Origin of the sequence: Microbispora sp. KK1-11 (assembly GCF_006874435.1) — a bacterium.
Lineage (GTDB): Bacteria > Actinomycetota > Actinomycetes > Streptosporangiales > Streptosporangiaceae > Microbispora > Microbispora catharanthi.
The window spans coordinates 227984-245949 of the sequence record NZ_VIRJ01000002.1 but is presented as its reverse complement, the minus strand read 5'-3'; the positions used below and the strand labels follow the sequence as shown (position 1 = coordinate 245949).

At 71.4% G+C, this 17966-nt stretch carries 14 protein-coding genes; 3 read left to right on the top strand and 11 right to left on the bottom strand.

The genetic code is table 11. The features are described from left to right. Position 1 precedes the first annotated feature (1 nt). The gene (locus FLW16_RS04040) at positions 2-1459 is read right to left on the bottom strand and encodes an aldehyde dehydrogenase family protein (protein ID WP_142557720.1); all 1458 of its coding nucleotides are present in this window, start codon (positions 1457-1459) and stop codon (positions 2-4) included. A 1-nt stretch (position 1460) separates the two neighbouring features. Continuing rightward, on the bottom strand, positions 1461-3095 hold the full coding sequence (betA, locus tag FLW16_RS04035; protein ID WP_142557718.1) for a choline dehydrogenase: 1635 nt from the start codon (positions 3093-3095) through the stop codon (positions 1461-1463). An 80-nt stretch (positions 3096-3175) separates the two neighbouring features. Between betA and FLW16_RS04030 the strand changes: the two genes are divergently transcribed. Next, the gene (locus FLW16_RS04030) at positions 3176-3967 is read left to right on the top strand and encodes an IclR family transcriptional regulator (protein ID WP_260614857.1); all 792 of its coding nucleotides are present in this window, start codon (positions 3176-3178) and stop codon (positions 3965-3967) included. Between the two features lie 60 nt (positions 3968-4027). Here the strand turns inward: FLW16_RS04030 and FLW16_RS04025 are convergent, their stop codons facing one another. The 5 genes from FLW16_RS04025 to FLW16_RS04005 all read right to left on the bottom strand — a co-directional run bounded on the left by FLW16_RS04025 (position 4028) and on the right by FLW16_RS04005 (position 9994). Next, positions 4028-5194 (bottom strand): NAD(P)/FAD-dependent oxidoreductase, encoded by a 1167-nt coding sequence (locus FLW16_RS04025; protein WP_142557713.1) that lies wholly within the window; start codon positions 5192-5194, stop codon positions 4028-4030. A 17-nt stretch (positions 5195-5211) separates the two neighbouring features. Further along, positions 5212-5559 (bottom strand): bifunctional 3-phenylpropionate/cinnamic acid dioxygenase ferredoxin subunit, encoded by a 348-nt coding sequence (locus FLW16_RS04020; protein WP_142557711.1) that lies wholly within the window; start codon positions 5557-5559, stop codon positions 5212-5214. 261 nt (positions 5560-5820) lie between these two features. After that, entirely contained in the window at positions 5821-6165 is a 345-nt protein-coding gene (locus FLW16_RS04015) for an SPW repeat protein (RefSeq protein ID WP_079315940.1), read from the bottom strand. Between the two features lie 216 nt (positions 6166-6381). Then, a complete protein-coding gene (locus FLW16_RS04010; protein ID WP_142557709.1) occupies positions 6382-9117 on the bottom strand; it encodes a M14 family metallopeptidase in 2736 nt (911 codons plus the stop codon). 214 nt (positions 9118-9331) lie between these two features. Then, a complete protein-coding gene (locus FLW16_RS04005; RefSeq protein WP_142557707.1) occupies positions 9332-9994 on the bottom strand; it encodes an SDR family oxidoreductase in 663 nt (220 codons plus the stop codon). Positions 9995-10142: 148 nt separating this feature from the next. Here FLW16_RS04005 and FLW16_RS04000 point away from each other — a divergent pair, with 148 nt between their 5' ends. Together FLW16_RS04000 and FLW16_RS43390 are read left to right on the top strand one after the other, a co-directional pair. Beyond that, complete coding sequence (locus FLW16_RS04000) at positions 10143-10910, top strand: DUF4239 domain-containing protein (RefSeq protein WP_142557705.1); 768 nt, start codon at positions 10143-10145, stop codon at positions 10908-10910. A gap of 1 nt (position 10911) precedes the next feature. Next, on the top strand, positions 10912-11541 hold the full coding sequence (locus tag FLW16_RS43390) for a hypothetical protein (protein ID WP_185949240.1): 630 nt from the start codon (positions 10912-10914) through the stop codon (positions 11539-11541). Between the two features lie 155 nt (positions 11542-11696). Here the strand turns inward: FLW16_RS43390 and FLW16_RS43385 are convergent, their stop codons facing one another. The 4 genes from FLW16_RS43385 to FLW16_RS03975 form a co-directional block, all read right to left on the bottom strand. Further along, the gene (locus tag FLW16_RS43385; protein WP_260614855.1) at positions 11697-15269 is read right to left on the bottom strand and encodes an ATP-binding protein; all 3573 of its coding nucleotides are present in this window, start codon (positions 15267-15269) and stop codon (positions 11697-11699) included. Next, positions 15266-15997 (bottom strand): hypothetical protein, encoded by a 732-nt coding sequence (locus tag FLW16_RS03985; RefSeq protein WP_142557703.1) that lies wholly within the window; start codon positions 15995-15997, stop codon positions 15266-15268. Before FLW16_RS03985 ends, FLW16_RS43385 begins: the two co-directional genes overlap by 4 nt. After that, the gene (locus tag FLW16_RS03980; RefSeq protein WP_185949239.1) at positions 15990-17060 is read right to left on the bottom strand and encodes a DUF559 domain-containing protein; all 1071 of its coding nucleotides are present in this window, start codon (positions 17058-17060) and stop codon (positions 15990-15992) included. Before FLW16_RS03980 ends, FLW16_RS03985 begins: the two co-directional genes overlap by 8 nt. An 86-nt stretch (positions 17061-17146) precedes the next feature. Next, a complete protein-coding gene (locus FLW16_RS03975) occupies positions 17147-17890 on the bottom strand; it encodes a hypothetical protein (protein WP_142557701.1) in 744 nt (247 codons plus the stop codon). Positions 17891-17966: the final 76 nt, after the last annotated feature.

The following is a 17966-nucleotide window of genomic DNA, read 5'->3' as shown; positions in this document are numbered from 1 at the left end:
TTCAGGGGCGGAACCAGTGCTGGGGGCGGGGATCGGTGTTCTGCCAGATGTGCTTGATCTCGCGGTATTCGTTCAGGCCGGTCGGGCCGAGCTCCCGGCCGACGCCGGACTGCTTGAACCCGCCCCACTCCGCCTGCGGCACATACGGGTGGTAGTCGTTGATCCACACCGTGCCGTGCCGCAGCCGCCCGGCCACCCGCTGCGCCTTGCCCGCGTCCGTCGTCCACACGGCTCCGGCCAGCCCGTAGTCGGTGTCGTTGCCCAACGCGACGGCCTCGTCCTCACCCGAGAACCGCTCCACCGTCAGCACCGGCCCGAACGACTCCTCCCGGACGACCCGCATGTCGCGGTGGCAGCCGTCCAGCACCGTCGGCGGGAAGAAGTACCCCTTCCCCTCCAGGCGCCGCCCGCCGCAGCGCAGGTTCGCGCCCTCGGCGATCCCCGCCTCGACGTACGCCTCGACCTTGGCCAGGTGCTCGGCCGAGATCAGCGGCCCGGTCTCGGCCTCGGGGTCGAACGGGCCGCCCAGCCTGATCCGCTCGGCCCGGCGCACCACCGCGTCCACGAACTTCTCGTGGATGGAGTCCTCCACCAGCAGCCGGGCGCCGGCCGAGCAGACCTGTCCCGAGTGCAGGAAGACGGCGGTCACGGCGAAGTCGACCGCGGCGTCGAAGTCCGCGTCGGCGAACACGATGTTGGGGTTCTTGCCGCCCAGTTCCAGGGCGACGCGCTTGACCGTCCGCGCTGCCGAGGCCATGATCCGCCGCCCGGTCGCCAGCCCGCCCGTGAACGAGACCATGTCGACGTCCGGGTGCTCGGCCAGCGGCGCGCCCGCCTCCGTGCCGGCCCCGAGCACCAGGTTGCCCACCCCCGGCGGCAGGCCCGCCTCCTCCAGCAGCCGCATCAGCACAATCGCGGTGGACGGGGTCAGCTCGCTCGGCTTGAGCACGAAGGTGTTGCCTGCCGCCAGCGCGGGCGCCACCTTCCAGGAGGTCTGCAGCAGCGGGTAGTTCCACGGCGTGATCAGGCCGCAGACCCCGACCGGCTCGTACACCACCCGGCTGATCGCATCGGCGCGGCCGGTGTCGACCACCCGCCCGGCGTCGGTGCCCGCGATCCCGCCGAAGTAGCGGAAACTCGCGATCACGTCGTCGACGTCGTACTCGCTTTCCACCAGGCGTTTGCCGGTGTCCAGCGACTCCGCTCGCGCGATCTCGGCCTTGTCGCGCTCCAGCAGACCGGCCACCCGCAGCAGCAACGCCCCGCGCTCCCGCTCCGGCGTGCGCGGCCACGGGCCCTCGTCGAACGCCTGCCGGGCCGCCGCGATCGCGGCCTCCGTGTCGGCGCGGCCGGCCTCCGCGACGGTGGCCACGTGCTGTCCGTCGGCCGGACAGTGGATCTCGCGCCGGCCGCCCCCGGCCGCGTCGCGCCACTGCCCGCCGATGTACAGGTCCTTCATGTCAGGCGTCCTTCCTGTGCCGGTAGAACTCCACCGGCTCGGGGGCCAGGGGAGTGTTACCGAGGATCAGGTCGGCCGCCTTCTCCGCGACCATCATCACCGGCGCGTAGATGTTGCCGTTCGTGACGTACGGCATGACCGAGGCGTCCACGACCCGCAGGCCCTCCAGACCGTGCACCCCCATGGTCAGCGGGTCGACCACGGACATCTCGTCGACGCCCATCTTCGCCGTGCAGGAGGGATGCAGGGCGGTCTCGCCGTCCTTCGCCACCCAGTCGAGGATCTGCTCGTCGGTCTCGACCTCCAGACCGGGGGACAGCTCGCCGCCGTTGAACCCGTCCATGGCGGGCTGGTTCAGGATGTCACGGGCCACCCGTACGGCCTCGACCCACTCGCGGCGGTCCTGGTCGGTGGACAGGTAGTTGAACCGCAGCGCGGGCTTCACACGGGGGTCGGCGCTCTTGATCTTCACCGAGCCGCGGGCGTCGGAGTACATCGGCCCGATGTGCACCTGGTAGCCGTGCCCGCCGGCCGGGGCCGAGCCGTCGTACCGCACGGCGACGGGCAGGAAGTGGAACATCAGGTTGGGGTAGTCGACGTCCTCGTTGCCGCGCACGAAGCCGCCGGCCTCGAAGTGGTTGGTCGCGCCGGGGCCCTTGCGCAGGAACAGCCACTGGGCGCCGACCATCGGCCGGTTGATCCACTTCATCGCGGGCTGCATCGAGACCGGCTGCTTGCAGGCGTACTGGATGTAGACCTCCAGGTGGTCCTGGAGGTTCTCGCCGACACCGGGCAGGTCGTGGACCACGTCGACGCCGTGCGCCTTCAGATGGTCGGCGTCGCCCACGCCGGACAGCTGCAGGAGCTGCGGGGAGTTGATCGCGCCGCCGCAGAGGATGACCTCCCCGGCCCGCACCCGCTTGCCGTCGAACTCGACGCCGACCGCGCGCTTGCCCTCGAACAGGATCTTCGTGACGAACGCCCGGGTCTTGACCGTGAGGTTCGGGCGGTCCATCACGGGGTGGAGGTAGGCGCGCGCGGCCGACAGGCGGCGCCCGCGGCGCAGGTTGCGATCGAACGGCGCGAAGCCCTCCTGGCGGTAGCCGTTCACGTCGTCGGTCAGCGGGTAGCCTGCCTGCTGCGCGGCCTCGAAGAAGGCCTTGAACAGCGGATTCCTGGCCGGGCCGCGCTCCAGCACCAGCGGCCCTTCGTGCCCGCGCATCGGATCCGACGCGTCGGCGGCCAGGCAGTTCTCCATGCGCTTGAAGTACGGCAGGCAGTGCGCGAAGTCCCAGGTCTCCATGCCCGGGTCGGCGCCCCAGCGCTCGTAGTCCATGGGGTTGCCGCGCTGGAAGATCATGCCGTTGATGCTGCTCGACCCGCCGAGCACCTTCCCCCGGGCGTGGTAGATGCGCCGGCCGTTCATGTGCGGCTCGGGCTCGGACTCGTACTTCCAGTCGTAGAACCGGCTGCCGATGGGGAACATCAGTGCGGCGGGCATGTGGATGAACACGTCCCACAGGTAGTCGGGACGGCCCGCCTCCAGCACGAGCACGCGGTTCGAGGGGTCGGCCGACAGCCGGTTCGCGAGAGCGCTCCCCGCTGATCCACCACCGACGATGACAAAGTCATACATGTCCGCCTCCCGGGCAGGATGATATTGATATGCGCAATAGAGTGCAGCATTCGCAACGTCACGCGCCGGACCCCGATCTCGTGGGGACCGACGAGGCCGCCGTGCGGTCCGAGGGGAGCGGCGGCGTCCAGTCGGTGGACCGGGCCGTGACGATCCTGGAAATCCTCTCCCAGCGCGGCGAGGCGGGCGTGAGCGAGGTCGCCGCGGAGATCGGCGTCCACAAGTCCACCGCGTTCCGGCTCCTCGGCGCCCTCGAGGCCCGCGGCCTGGCGGAGCAGGCCGAGGACCGCGGCAAATATCGCCTCGGCTTCGGCATCGTCCGGCTCGCCGCCGGGGTGGCCGCGCGCCTCGACCTCGTCCAGCAGAGCCGCCCGGTGTGCCGGCGGCTCGCCGAGGAGATCGGCGAGACCGTCAACATCGCCGTCGCGCGGTCCCACTACGCCATCAACCTCGACCAGGTGCGCGGCCAGGCGGCCGTGACCGCCCACAACTGGGTCGGCCAGCCCACCCCCCTGCACGCCACGTCGAGCGGCAAGGTCCTGCTCGCCCACCTCGACGAGCGGCGCCGCGAACGGCTCATCGCCGCCGCCGGGCTTGAGCGCTTCACCCCGGCCACGGTGACCGACGAGGCCGAACTGCGGCGGCAGCTCGACGAGGCGCTGCGGCGGGGCTACGCGGTCACCGTGGAGGAGTACGAGATCGGGCTGAACGCCATCGCCGCGCCCATCCACTCCCACGAGGGCGAGGTGGTGGCGGCCGTCAGCGCCTCCGGACCGGCCTACCGGTTCAGCGAGGAGCGTATGCGTGAGCTCGCGCCCGTGCTCGTCGCGGGCGCCGCCGACATCAGCCACCGTCTCGGCCACGCGGGGTGACCGGGGTCGCCGCACGCCGGCAGGCGCCGGAGAAACGTCCGAGACGGGACGCGACGGCGCTCATCGCGCCCCGGCGGGCTCGTTCACGCGACGCCGCCACCGGGTGAACGAGCGCGGCTGGTCGACGCCGAGCACCGCGACCGTGCGGCCCTCCCGCCGGTAGACGGCGAGGAAGCGGCGGGACGCGAGATCGCCCTCCTCGACGCTCACCTCGTCTCCCGGCAGCGTGTGCCCGGCGAACTGCACGCGCATGCCGTACTGGTCGGACCACAGGTAGGGCGGCGCGAGGGCGTCCGGAACGGCGGCGCCGCCGGACAGCAGCGTCTGCGCGGCCGTCGCGGGACGCCGCGCCGCGCCGGTCCAGTGCTCCACGCGCAGGTGGGCGCCGAGAGCGGGGTCGAACCAGGCGGCGCAGTCGCCGACCGCGACGACTCCCGGCACGCTCGTCGCGCCGCCGGTGTCGCAGACGACGCCGTCGCCGACCTTCACCCCGCTGCCGTCGAGCCAGTCCACCGCCGGTCGCGCGCCGATGCCGACGAGCACCACGTCGGCGTCCAGGCGGCGCCCGTCCTCCAGCAGCACGCCGTCGACGCGGCCCTCGCCCGTCAGGGTCCGTACGGCGGCGCCGCAGATCAGGCGCACCCCGTGCGCCTCGTGCAGCCCGGCGAGCGCGGTGCCCATCTCGGGCCCGAGCGCGCGGGCGAACGGCGCGGGCGCCGCCTCGACGATCGTCACGTCGAGCCCCAGCGTGCGGGCGACGCAGGCGACCTCGGCGCCGATGAAGCCTGCCCCGATCACCACGAGCCGCCGGGCGGCGTCGAGATCGGCCCGCAAGGCCGCCGCGTCCTCGATGGTGCGCAGCGTGTGCACGCCGGCGAGATCGCCCCCGAGAGTGCGGGCGACCGCGCCGGTGGCGATCACCACGCCGTCGGCCTCGACCGCGGAGCCGTCGTCGAGCGCGATCCGCAGCGACCGGCCCTGTTCCAGCCCGGTCGCGGCGACACCCAGGCGCCACTCGGCGTCGAGGTCCTCGCCGTCGCCCTCCAGGGCGAGGTCCGTCGTCGTCATCTGGCCGGCGAGGAACTCCTTGGACAGCGGGGGCCGGTCGTAGGGGCGGTGCGCCTCGGCCCCGACGATCGTCAGGCGCCCGCCGAAGCCCTGGGCGCGCAGCGCGCGGGCCGCCGACAGCCCGGCGAGAGACGCGCCGACGATAGCGACGGATTTCACGGCACCCTCACGGCGTCTCAGGCCGAACCGGTGCGGACGCCGGGCGGGAGGTTCGGCGGCAGGTCCGACGGGACGACGTAGACGGTCTCGTCCCGGACCACCACCTGGTGGGTGCGCACCGGCAGCTTCGCGGGAGGGGCGTCCACCTGGCCCGTGCGCAGGTCGAAGCGCGACGCGTGCAGGGGGCACTCCACCTCGCATCCTTCCAGCCACCCGTCCGCCAGCGACGCGTCCTGGTGCGTACAGGTGTCGTCCACCGCGTACAGTTCACCGTCCTCGGTGTGAAAGACGGCGATCGGGGGATCTGTCTCGACTCGGAGGGCCTCACCCCTGGGCAGGGCGGCGAGGGGGCACGCAGGAATCATGCGGAGGTTTCCAGTTTCGTAAGGTGGAACAGGAAGCGCTATACGCAACAGATTGAGCGGAGATCGCGCCAAAGTCAAGGGGCGACATATCGCCTATGGGGTGATAAGCGCGACTCTGGTCCCGGCGCAGGTGAGGCCCCTGTTTACCGCTCCTGCCGACCGCGAGAACCGGAAAGGCCGGAAAGGCGTACGGCCCCGCCGCCGGTCGCCGGAGGGGCGACAGGTGGCGGGGCCGTACGCGAGGTGGGGCGGGTTGGGGAGTCAGGCGGCGACGGTCGTGCGGCCGCGCACCTGCAGGACGGTCAGCAGGCCGACGACGACGGTGACCGCACCGGTGATCCAGGCGGTCCACGCCGAGGCGGAGTCGCCGTCGAAGCCGAACGCCCAGGGGGAGACGAACAGCAGGGCGCCGAACGCCGCGGTCACCCAGGAGCTGGCGCCGCCCGCGCCCAGGATGGACCACAGGGCGGAGACGACGAGCAGGGCGCCGAGAACGAGCAGTGGCTGCGTGGCCGCCTGGGCGTCGGCCCAGAAGAACGGTGCGAGCACCGCGACCAGCCCGGCGACGAGGGCGACGATGTCGGACAACGATCTCGTGAGATCCATCCGTGCCTCCGTACGGGGGAGAGGTGACCTATGACCCGACGGTCTGCCTGATTGACCGCCCGGTCAACAATCCGCTACGTCAGGATTTCCTAACCCTGTGTCACCTCGTCCTGAACCATCCCCGACACAAGCGACGGTGGCCGCCGGCCGGGGAACTCCCCGGCCGGCGGCCACCGTGAATCCTCGTGGCGTGAACCGCGGTCACCGCTGGTGCGGTCAGCGGCAGCCGGCCGCGGTGTAGGCGGCGTCGTGGGACGAGGTGACCTGCTTGCCGTCGATCGTGGCGGTCGCCTTCACGGTGACCGTGCCGGCGTCGATCTGGGCGGCGCGGGTGTTGAAGGACTGGTAGGCCTGCTTGCCCGGGGCCACGTCGGCGACGGTCTTGGACCCGTACGGGGTGGTCAGCGTCACCGTCGCCGGTGCGCCTGAGCCGTTGACGGCCGTCACCGCCACGTACGCAGAAGTGCCGATGCAGCGGGACGAGGCGGTCACGGTCAGCGGGACCACCGGGGCCTTGTCGACCGTGACGGTCTCCGCGTTGTAGTTCTTGCCGTTGCCGTCCGGCTTGTAGTTCTTCTCGACGTTGCCCGCGAGGTCCATGGCGAACCAGTGCACCTCGGTGGTCTTGTCGATCGAGATCTTCGCGGCGCCCTCACGCATGCCCGAAGAGGTCAGCTTGGGCGAGCTCAGCGTCGGCCGGCTGCCGTCGAGGGTGTAGTAGACGTTCGCCGGCTCGTCCACGGTGAAGGTGAACGTCGCCGAGCCGTCGGCCCTGTCGGTCACCACGAGCTTCGACTCGGGCTTCTGCTTGTCCTTCTGGTACGTGCGGGCGACCTCGAGGATGCCGATCTGGCCGTTGGAGAACTCCATCGCCTCCTCGTGGCCCTCCTCGAACGGCGGCTGGAAGCCGACCGCGAGGTACTGCTTGGTCGCCTGGTCGTACACGTCGGCGCCGACCTCGAAGTCCCAGCCGATGATGCCCTTGTTGTACCAGAACTCGTCGGCGCTGTTGCCGGCCGCAGAGTACAGCACGTCGATCACCGGGCCGGTGCGTCCCGGCCAGATGGCCGTGCCGCGCCAGCCCTGGACGGCGGACAGGATGTGGGTGGAGGCGTTCCAGAAGTACTCCTCCGTGCCGAGGTCCGGCCGCGGCAGCGTCTCCCGTCCTGCGGTCTTGTACGCCCCCGGAGGCCACATGAAGTAGCCGCCGTAGGAGTGGGTGTTCATCGCGAACTTGATGTTCGGGAACTTCTCGGTGAGCCACACCTCGTTGCGCGTCTCCGGCTCCGACAGTTCGGACGGCCCGGCGAAGGTGTCGCTGGTGCAGGTGGTCGAGCCGCCGGTGTATCCGTCGCGGACGCTTCCCACCGAGAAGTTGCGGTTGAGGTCGACTCCCCAGGAGTTGCGGCGCCCCGGGTCCGCCGCGTCGGCGGCGCAGTAGTTGACCATGTTCCTGCGCTGCATGTTGTAGTCGTACATCGAGTAGTGGGCGCCGTCGGGGTTGATCGTCGGCACGATGAAGATGTCGAGATCGTCCACCAGCTTCTTGGTGTCCGCGTCCTGCGTGTAGTTGCGCAGCAGCCGCTCGGCGGTCTCCACACAGGTGATCGGGGTCACCCACTCGCGGGCGTGCTCCTGGCAGTAGAGGAACACACCGGTCTTCGAGCCGTCCCGGCTCTTGCCGATGCGCAGCGCCTTCATCTGGAACGGCTGACGCGAAACGCTCGCCGGCGCCTTCAGGCTGTCGGTCAGCCTGGTCGCCGCGGCCGCCGCCACCACACCGGTGCCCGTGCTGGTCCGGTAGAGGCTCGCGGTCAGCAGCGCGGAAGCGGCGGAGCTGCCGTTCAGCGCGGCGACGACCTGGGAGGCCGTGCTGGTGACCGCGCCGGAGGCGTCCGTGGCCAGGTTGACCACGACGTCCTTGCCGTTGACGGCGACGGACAGCGGGGCGGAAGCGGTCCCGGGGTTCACCAGCGCGACGCCGACGTCGTTGCCGCCCTCGCTGCCGTACGCCTTGGACGTCACGTAGAACGTGCTCGCCAGCGCGCTCCCCGAGCCCGCGCCGAACTGCGCCTGCGCCTGGCGACGGTAGCCGTTCGTCTTGTACGGGAGGTCGACGATCTCCGAGATGTTCGGGAACTGCTTGGACAGCTTCACGATCCGGCCGGTGACCTCGGTGGGGTCCATGTAGTGGTCGACGAAGTCCTGCACGTAGTGCTTGCTCGGCGCCTTGCGCGGCTCGCCCAGCCACTTGCTCACCGGCACGGTGATCGAGCCGCCCCGGTTGCTGGTGATCGTGACCTGGGTGGGGGTTTCCGTGATCGGCAGCGGCGAGTTGAACCGGTGGTACATGTACTGCCCGGCGTCGGTGAAGCGGGACATCGTCGCCGACCCGCCGGAGTCGGGGGCGGTGCCGGGGCCGCTGTCCCAGGTGGCGGTGAGCACGGTCTGGGCGTCCGTCGCGCTCGTCTTCACCTCGACCGACAGGAAACGCTGGTTGTCGAGGCTGGTGAACCACTCGGCGCGCAGCGGTGTGAGCGTGTCGGTCGCGGCCGCGTCGGCCGATGCGGAGGCCAGAGCCTGGCGCCGCTCGGCCAGGTTCGCGGCGTAGTCGCTCTGGTCGGAGATGGCGTCACGGACGTCGAAGCCCTGGTCGCGCAGGCTCCGCGCCTCGTCGGGGCTGAGCACCGCGTGCACCTCGATGCCGCCGTCGACCGGCTTGCTGTACTCGGCCAGGTCGACGCCCAGGGCGACCAGCCTGTCCACACCCGCCTGGTCGGCCACGACGACGCGCATCAGCGCGACGCCGTTCTGCGCGGTGCTGGACGCCCGGTCGGGCGGGACCGGATCGGGAGAGGGATCGGCGAGCGCCGGGAGGGCGTTCAGGGTGATCGCCAGGGGGAGTGCGAGTGCGGCGGCGTAGCGCCGCGCCCTGCGGGGAGAGCTCCTCATCGACTTTCCTCCATCTGGCGTGCCTTCCGGGAAGGGGGGTCAGCCCGGAGTGGATCACGCGAGGTCGAGGGAAGTCTTTGCCACCCCGAAAAAGTCGTCAAGGTACACGAACCCCCCAAATCTGGGATTTTTCCGCAACGAGATGGCTTAGTGCCCAATTGGGTATTCGGTGCCTCTTGTTATGCGGGGCCGATATGTGGGTGGCCCTTATCCGTCACCGCATCAGCACGAGGCGTACGGCCTCGGCGACTGGCACGCCTCCGCCGATGAGTTCGAGGACGCGGTGCCGCGTCTCGGGGGCGTCGATCAGCGCGGCGATCACGGCGGCGACGTCGTCGCGCGGCACCGCCCCGGAGGGAAGCGGCGGATCGGCCAGCGTCACCAGGCCCGTCCCCGGCCCGTCGGTGAGCCGACCCGGCCGCAGGATCGTCCAGTCGAGCGGGCGGGCGCGCAGGTCCTCCTCCGCGGCCGTCTTCGCGGTGATGTAGGCCGCCCAGACCTCGTCGCTCCCCGGCGCGGGCGGCGATCCCGCGCCCATCGAGGAGATCTGGATGAAGCGGGACACGCCGGCCCGTTCGGCCGCGTCGGCGAGCAGCACCGAGGCGCCCTGGTCCACCGTGAACTTGCGCGCGGCGCCGCTGCCGGGCCCCGCCCCGGCGGCGAAGACGACGGCTCCGGCTCCCAGCAGGATCTCGGCCACCTTCTCCGGCGTGGTCCGCTCCAGGTCGCACAGCACCGCCTCGGCGCCGGCCGCCTCCACGTCGGCGACCTGATCCGGGTTGCGGATCAGCCCCACCGGCGCGTCGCCCCGCCCGCTCAGCAGGCGTGCCAGCCGAAGGGCGATCTTCCCGTGTCCGCCCGCGATCACCACGCGCATGCGCTCACCTCCGCGCCGATCCTGCCACGACCCATCCCGGCCGCCGGGGCAGGCCGCGCCGTGACTTGCCCGTCTTCGCTGGTCGGCGGTTACTTCTTGTGATAGTCATGTCACTACAAGTAATCAGCAAAGTGTCTGTGGAGATGACATGCTCATGGGCGTACTCGCGGTCGCGGCGGCCGTCGGGCTGGTGGCCGTGGCGGCCCTTCTGTTCCGCGCGCTGGGCCGGGGCACCGACGATCGCGATCCCGGCGGTGCGTCCGCCGGTCACGCCGGTTCGATGCTCTCCTCGCTGTTCCTGCTCGTGTTCGCCATCGCGATCGTCGTGCCGTGGACCTCGGCCGACTCGGCGCGGCAGAACACCTACTCGGAGACCCAGGCGCTCGTGGAGGCCTACTGGGCCGCCGCGCCGCTCCCCGCCCCCGACGCCGCCCAGGTGCGCGAGGGACTGCGCGAGTACGCGAGATACGTCCTCGAGGACGAGTGGCCGCAGATGGCGGCGGGAAACCTCGGCACCGAGGGGACGGCGCGACTGGAGTCGCTGCGCGCCCGCGTGACCGAACTGCCGGTCACGACCGACGAGGCGCGCGACGCCAAGGACGCGGTGCTGGAGCGGATGGCCGACCTGTTCGCCGCCCGACGGCAGCGCGCCGCCGACGTGGGCACCGCGCTGCCTCCCGGCGTCATGCTGCTGACGGTCCTCACTGGCGTCCTCGTCGTCGTCTTCCCGTTCCTGGCCGGGGCCCGTCCCCGGGGGCTCACGCTCGTGCCGGTGACGGCGATGGCGGTCCTGCTCGGCGTCGGCGTCTATCTCGCCTGGAACATCTCCCACCCCTTCAGCGGCGGCCTGGCGGTGAAGCCCGACGCGTTCGTGAGCGCCCTGCACGAGTTCCAGCGGATCCCCGAGGGCCGCTGACATGGGCAGGACGGCGGGCCCGCGCGTGGCCGTCGCGCTCGTCCGCGCCGGTGCCGCGCTGACCTGTGCCGCATTGATCTGTGCCGCATTGATCTGGGCCACACCGGCCTGGGCCACACCGGCCTGGGCCACGTCGGCCGCCGCGCTGCCCGCGCCGGTGCGAGCAGCCGCCGGCGCGTCTCTCACGGCCGACGATCCGGGTGGGCCGGGCCTGCGGGTCGGCGTCTGCGTCGACGTCGACGTGATCGTCGACCTGCACGCCGAGGTCGGCATCGGAGGGCCCGCCTGCACGCCGCCGACGCCCATGCCACCGCCGGCACCCTCTCCGGAGCCGCCGCCCGCGCCCTCCCCGGAGCCTCCGGCGCCGGCTCCGGAGAAGCCCGCACCGGCGCCCCGGCACTCTCCGCATCGGGTGGTGGTCGCGCCCCGGCCGCCCGTGGCGGCGCCGTCGCCCCGCCCTCGTGCGACGCCGCGGCCCACCCCGTCGCCGTCGAGGTCACCGGTTGCCCGCGTGCCGGCCATGCGCGCGATCGCGCCCGTACGGCACCGCAACCCCCTGGGGACGCTCACGGTCGTCGTGGTCCTGTCGGTGGCGATCGCCGCCGCCGGTGCCGCCGCCTTCCGCCGGTAGGAGGACACGGGCGGCGGCGCCCGACACGCCGTGGATTGGGCTCACATCGCCGACGAGGAGACTGCTCTGGCTGTGCGAGAGTGGGCCGCAAGCGCTGACGCGGCAGGCGGAGCCGGCGCGGCGCCCGAAGGCGGCACCGGCTCCGCCGCTTCAATTCAGGACCCGTTCGCCCGGGCCACGACCTCCTCGCTCGTCAGGGGGCTGCTCGGGTGGTGGCTCAGGCACATAGGCGTACGGACCTTCGTGAACGACCCGCCCTCGAACGCCGCGTAGAACTGGCCGGACCGCAGCCGCGCCACGTCGGGGACGTCGCCGCCCTTGGCCCTGGCCAGCTCCCGCGCCGCCGTGATCTGAGCCGGCGCGTTGAGCAGGCCGAAGAACTGGGTGGCGGCGTTGCCCGTGATCCGGTTGTGCAGGCCCTTCGGCGCCTGGGTGGCGAACACCAGCCCGAGGCCGTACTTGCGGGCCTGCGCGGCGAGGGCGAGCGTGCTCTGGGTGCACACGGTCGCCGTCCCCGACGGTGCGAACATCTGGGCCTCGTCCATCACGAACAGCCCGCCGAGCGGCCGGTCTCCGGCGGGATGCCGCTTGATCCAGGAGAACAGCGCCATCTGCAGCTGGTTGACGAAGCCCTGCCGCTGAGCGTCGGAGGCCATGCCGGTGAGGCTGATCACCGAGACGCGGGCCCGCTTGCCCTCGGGCGGCGTCAGCAGGACGCCCGGATCGACAGGCGTCCCGGTCCCCGCGAACAGGGGATCGCTGATCGTCTCCGCCCTCAGGTGCTGGGCCATCTCGGTCGCGAGCCTGGGCGCGCCTTCGAGACTGCTCACGCCGTCAGGAAGGTCGTCGAGCAGGGCGATCAGGCCGCCCAGCCCCGTGCCGCCGCGCCGTCCGTAGTGGGCGACGGCCTCGCGGAGCACCGCCTGGCCGAGATGGGCCCTGGCCGTCCTGGCCTCCAGCTTCGCCCGGGGCACGAGCGCGGCGAGAGCGGCGTCCACCGCCTCGCCGAACTCGTCCGGGTCGTCGGCGACGCTGCCGAAGTCGGGCAGCGGCTGGAAGCTCAGCGGGCGTCCCGACTCCTTGCGCGGCGTCCAGACGACCACGTCGGCGTTCGCCAGGTAGTCGTCGGCCCTGGCCGCGTCGCCCTCGCCCCACTCCTCCGGTGGCTCCGGCCACCGGTCGCCGAGCCGCGCGAGGTCGTTGTTCGCGTCGAGGACGATCGCCGAGACTCCCTGAAGGGCGCACTCCTCCACGAGGCGGCGGATCAGCACCGTCTTGCCGGAGCCCGAGCCGGCGAAGATCGCCGTGTGCTTGCGCAGGGTCTCCAGCGGGATCCGCACCGGCCGGTCGTCCGAGGTCGCCGCCCCGATCGTCAGGTACGGAGCGGTCGGGGCCTCGTCCGCCGGCAGCGGCCCGCCCGGGCGAGGAACGGCCGCCGCCTCCGCTGCGGGCATCTCCGCAAAGGGCGCCTCGACCGGCGTCTCCGCGACCGGTACCTCCGCGACCGGCGTCTCCACGGCCGGCGCTTCGACCGACGATGCCTCGGAGGAGGGCAGAGGCGGCCAGACCTGCAGATCGGGAACGGCCGGGCCGACGCCCAGGCCGCCGGGAAACGTGACGCTCGTATCGGCATGTTCCGGCACATCGCTGGAGGCCGGTGACGGCGCGGTGCCGGGGGCTGCGGAAGGCGTATCGCCGAAGGCGGGTGACGCCGCATCGCCGGGGGCCGGTGATGGCGCGGTGTCGGGGGCCGGGGACGGCGCAGCGACCACCGGCAGCGGCTTGAGACCCGGCACCGCCTCCTGACGGAGCAGACGCCGGTCGGGATTGGCGGTGCGGCGGGGACGGTCCGGCGACCGGGACGGCCGCGGAGACCTTTCGCTCCCGGCGCCGGACACGCGGGGGACGGCCGCGTCGCTCAGCGCCTCGGCGAACAGTTTCACCTCGCTCGTCGGCTTGCGGGAGACGAGCCATGCCTGGAGGTCCGCCGGGTTTTCGACCAGCAGGGTGCGAAGAGCCGAGAAGATCCTGAGGTCGTCCTCCTCGACCTGGAGGACGCGGCCGCCCGCCTGCTCGAAGGCGGCCAGGGTCTCTTGGGTGACCGGTCCCTTGGCCCAGCTCTGGTTCCTGAGCACGAACAGCTTGCGCGCGGGTATCCGCTCGTCGAGCCCGGCCGCTGTGGACGCGGCCTTCAGCCGGTTGAGCGCGGCGATGTGATGGGACGCGGAGATGGCCCGGAAGCACCAGTGGGCCTCGTTCTCCGTCGCCTCGTCCAGGGTCCGCCGCAGGCGGGCGTGCAGGGGCGGCTTGGTGCTCGGAGGCGGGTCCTGAGTGAACAGACGTCCGTCCTCGCCCTGCTCGGCGATCCAGGCGGACAGCCCGGCCGACAGCAGTCCCGGCATCACGGCGTCCTCCGTGATCGGGTCCAGCGCCTCCACCACGTCCGCCCGCTGCCGCAACTCCGCGAACCGCCTGTCGAGCTCACCGAAGTCGGGCTCCCGCTTCAGCGGCTTGGGTTTGGGAACGACATGGACGGGTTGGGAGCCGGTCAGCCGTTCCAGCTCCGCGACCTGCCCGCTCGCCAGGCACGACCGCACATGCGTGTCGATCCGGATGAGCAGCTGGCGAGGGGTGTACTGGTACGCCTCCTCGAACGCCTCCGGCTTCACCGGCCACGTCGGATACGGCGGCGTGAATCCAACCGCGCCGTACTGCGCGCTGAACCGCTTCTCGATCAACGCCCGGCCCGTCTTCGCGTCCGGAATCGTTCGCAGCGGCATGGTCGTCCGGAAGCGGTCCTGGACCGTGTCCGTGGCATTCTTTTCGATCAACGTCCATGTGACGGGAATGCAGGACAGCACCGTCAGCGTGCGGCGGGTCACCTCGCGAAGGGTCATCAGACCACCCGCGACACGTTCGATCATCCTCCGGTGCTCCGGATCCTCCACCGATCCACCCCCGGTTAGGGTCGCGGACTGGGCGATCAGCGTGTCGACCTGGTCCACGGCGATGACGGAGGGACCGGTCAGCGCGAGAAGCCTGGACAGGTCGTGGACGATCTCCTGCGGTGTCTTCTCGACGGTCCGGAACCCCCATTCCGCGCGCTCGCCGGGCTCTCCCTGCGGCGCCGAGATGAGGTAGGCGTCACCGATGTCCTGCGCCGCCAGGTCATGCGAGGCCCGCAGCGTGAGGGCCCGTGCGGTGTCCTGCACGTCACGGCCGACGTGCGGGTCGTACCGGCGCAGGGCGTTGATGAAGGCATCCAGGTCGGCACGGGACAAGGGGACGTCGCCGATGATGGGGCCGCGAGCCGACTGCGGCACCTCGGCGAGCACGCAGAGGCGCCACAGGAGTTCCCTCAGCTGACTGCCGTCCCCGGCCATCGGCCGGGAGAGGCTGTCGAGCATGGAGAGCAGCACGCTCTCCCAGAAGTCCTTCGCGTCGAGCAGGCTGACGAGGAAGAAGTAGGCGTCCTCCTCATGCACCTTCTCGCGCACCCAGCCGAGCAGGTGCGTCTTGCCCGTTCCCCGCTGGCCCTGTATCGCGACGCCGATGGGGCTCGCGGCGACGCTCTCCTCCGCCTCCAGCAGGCCGTTGAGGATGACCTGCGCGGCGTCCCGATGCAGCCCCTCGACATGAAACGGCAACGGGCGCCACACGTCGTCGGCGACCCGCGTGTAGTTGAACCGCAGAGCCCGAAGGGCGTCGAGTTCGTCGCTCGTCATCATGCTCCGATCAGGATGAGGTGCTTGGCCTGGTCCCCGATCACTACAGCCGCGTTCCTGTCCTCGTCGGTGAGCATCTTCTGGTTGCTCTCGGGCACCAGACGCACGTCCGGCAGGCCGATCATCCGGCGGAGGGTGGCGTCGACCTCGGCCCTGGGGGCGTCGCCGAGCAGTGGACGCAGCAGGGTCAGACTGACCCAGGCGTTCGGCTTGTCGGCGAGCTGCGCGTACGCCTTGCGGATCATCGTCTCGATGTCGTCGGACGGGCGCTCGGGCTCTCTCGCAGCCGACGTCTTCATGATCGCTATCGGCGCTGCCGTCGGCTCGGCGGCGGGCGGTTCCGCGCCCCGTTCTTCGGTGTTCGCTGGGACGAGGTCCTCCTCCCGCCCGAAGATCTCGGCGAGGCTGTTCTCGCTCCGGACGACGTGCCGCTGGAGGTTGCCGACGAGGGCCTTGACCGCCGCCGCGGCGAAACCGGTGCCCGGCGTGCTGATGCCGTCCCGGACGAGCTCCGACGCGTGGTGCCAGCCCTTGTCGGTCAGCACATGGCTGAAAGAGCGCCCCGTTCTCCGGCTGGTGACGAATCTGCCCTCGTTGAGAGTGGTCCGCTCCTTGCCCGTGATGGTGACGCCGTACTTTTCCTTGAGCTCGGGATTGGACATCTCCCGGTCCTCGGCCATCAGGATCAGGAGGGCGCAGGTCGCGGAGAAGGACAAGGGTTTGTCAGGCATGGAGTGACCCTTCGAGCGTTCCATGGCGGCACTGGTGGAGGAAACGCTCCAACTCGGCGAGCACGGTGCCGAGGCGTTCCAGCACCTGCTCGTTCGTGAAGCGGCGGACGGCGTAGCCGTCCCGGCGGAGGCGCAGGTCGCGCTGTCTGTCCGCGGCGAGGCGGAGCGGCCTGAGATGCTCCGGGCCGTCGATCTCGACCACGCATCGTTCGGCACGCCAGAGCAGGTCGACGCGGATCGGGTTGCTGAGTGGTCCTGAGGCGTGGAGCTGGTTCCACTCGCGGCCCGCCGCCCAGGCGCACGGCGACAGTGCCGCCTCCAACCGCCGCTCGGCGGTGCTGGCCGGGTGCGGTGATCCGGCGAGAGGAGGGAAGGCGAGCGCCGGCAGCGCGGACTCCTCGGCGCCGCCGGATGCGATCTCGCGGGCGAGCGCCGCCACCTCTTCGGGGATCGGGGCGGCCATGGTCTCGATCCGGTCGACGGAGCGCGGCGGCGGCCCGATGAGCCAGACGCCGAACCCGCCGTGATGGGCCAGCCATTCGCACGCCGCGACCAGCACCTCCTCGGCGGCAGGCGTGAGCCCGGAGGGAACCCGCACGAGGATCGCGGCCTCCGGCCGCCGGTAGCCCGAACAGAGCACCCGGGCCAGCCCGGCGGCACGGATCTCGGGCGGGAAGCCTCCACGGGCCTCGCCGCGCAGGGCGCGTTCCGCCAGGTGGGCGAGGAAGGGCGCGAAATGCCTCGTGGCGGAGCCCGTACGCAGGGCGAGGGCCCGAACGGCGGGGACGGCCGCGCCGCCGGATGCGGTGATGCCGTCCGCATCGGGCAGCCAGGCGGGGAACATCGCCAGCGCGGCGGACTCCAGTTCGCCCAGTACGTCGGCGACCACGTCCGCTGGGGTTCCGGCCGGGCGGGGTGTGTAGGTGACCAGCGCGGGCGCGTCATCGGGCAGGGGCTCGACCGCCAGCGCGACGGCGTCCGGGTCGCCGTGCAGGTGCACGTCCCCGCCCGCGTGCAGGTGCACGACCCGGCCCGTGGGAAGATCCCTCCACGAGCGTGCCACGCCGTCCCCGCCTGTCGTTGAAGATCCAACAATCTCGACCCGGCAGAGGGTATCGGGCAGTGGCAGGACCGTCCACAAAATCGGGATTATCCGGTCTCGGATCTGATCAGGCGGAGGAACGCCTTGATTCCCGACAGGACCTCCTGGTTGTCGGTGAGACGGCTGAGGGAGTCCTCGAACTTCCTGCCCATGGCGTCGAGCCGGCGGTCGAGGTCGTCCGCGCGCGCCGTGGCCGCGTGGAACCCGGCGCGGGTCTCCGAGGTGAGGGCGTCGAGACGCTCGGCCAGTTCGGTGGCCCGGGCCTCGGACTCCTCGGCCCGCCCCTCAAGCGCGGTGACTCGCTCGACGAGCGTGACGACGTCCTCCCGGGGATACCGGACCTCCTCCAGCATCGTGGTCATGCGGTTGCGCAGGTGGGAGAACCAGGCACCGGCCGGCCTGAAGAACGTGGCGATCAGGTAGAAGACGGCGAAGTAGTAGCCGACGGTCTCGCCGGAGAAGTAGGTGACGGTCGCGAGCAGGGCGGCCGACAGCAGGTGGGCGGCGACGGCCGCCCGGCGCATGCGCACCGCGATGCGCAGGGCCTCCGCCTCGCGCTCCGGCGAGACCTCCACCCCGCGCTCGCGGCTGACCCGTATCTCGTGGATCAGGGCATGAGCCTGGAAGTACAGGTTCCACGGCACCGTCAGGAGCACGATCAGCCAGAGCAGGCACAGCGCTCCGAAGCCCAGCGAGACGACCACCGGCAGCGGCACGTCCACCACGTAGACCAGGACGATCCCCGCGATCGTGGAGACGATCGCGAGAAGGACGATCCCGCTTCTGCTCACGGCCACCCTTTCCCTCGGCGTTCTGACACGTCAGTGTCGCCGCCGGACGGGTGGGCGGGCATGAGCGAGATCACCC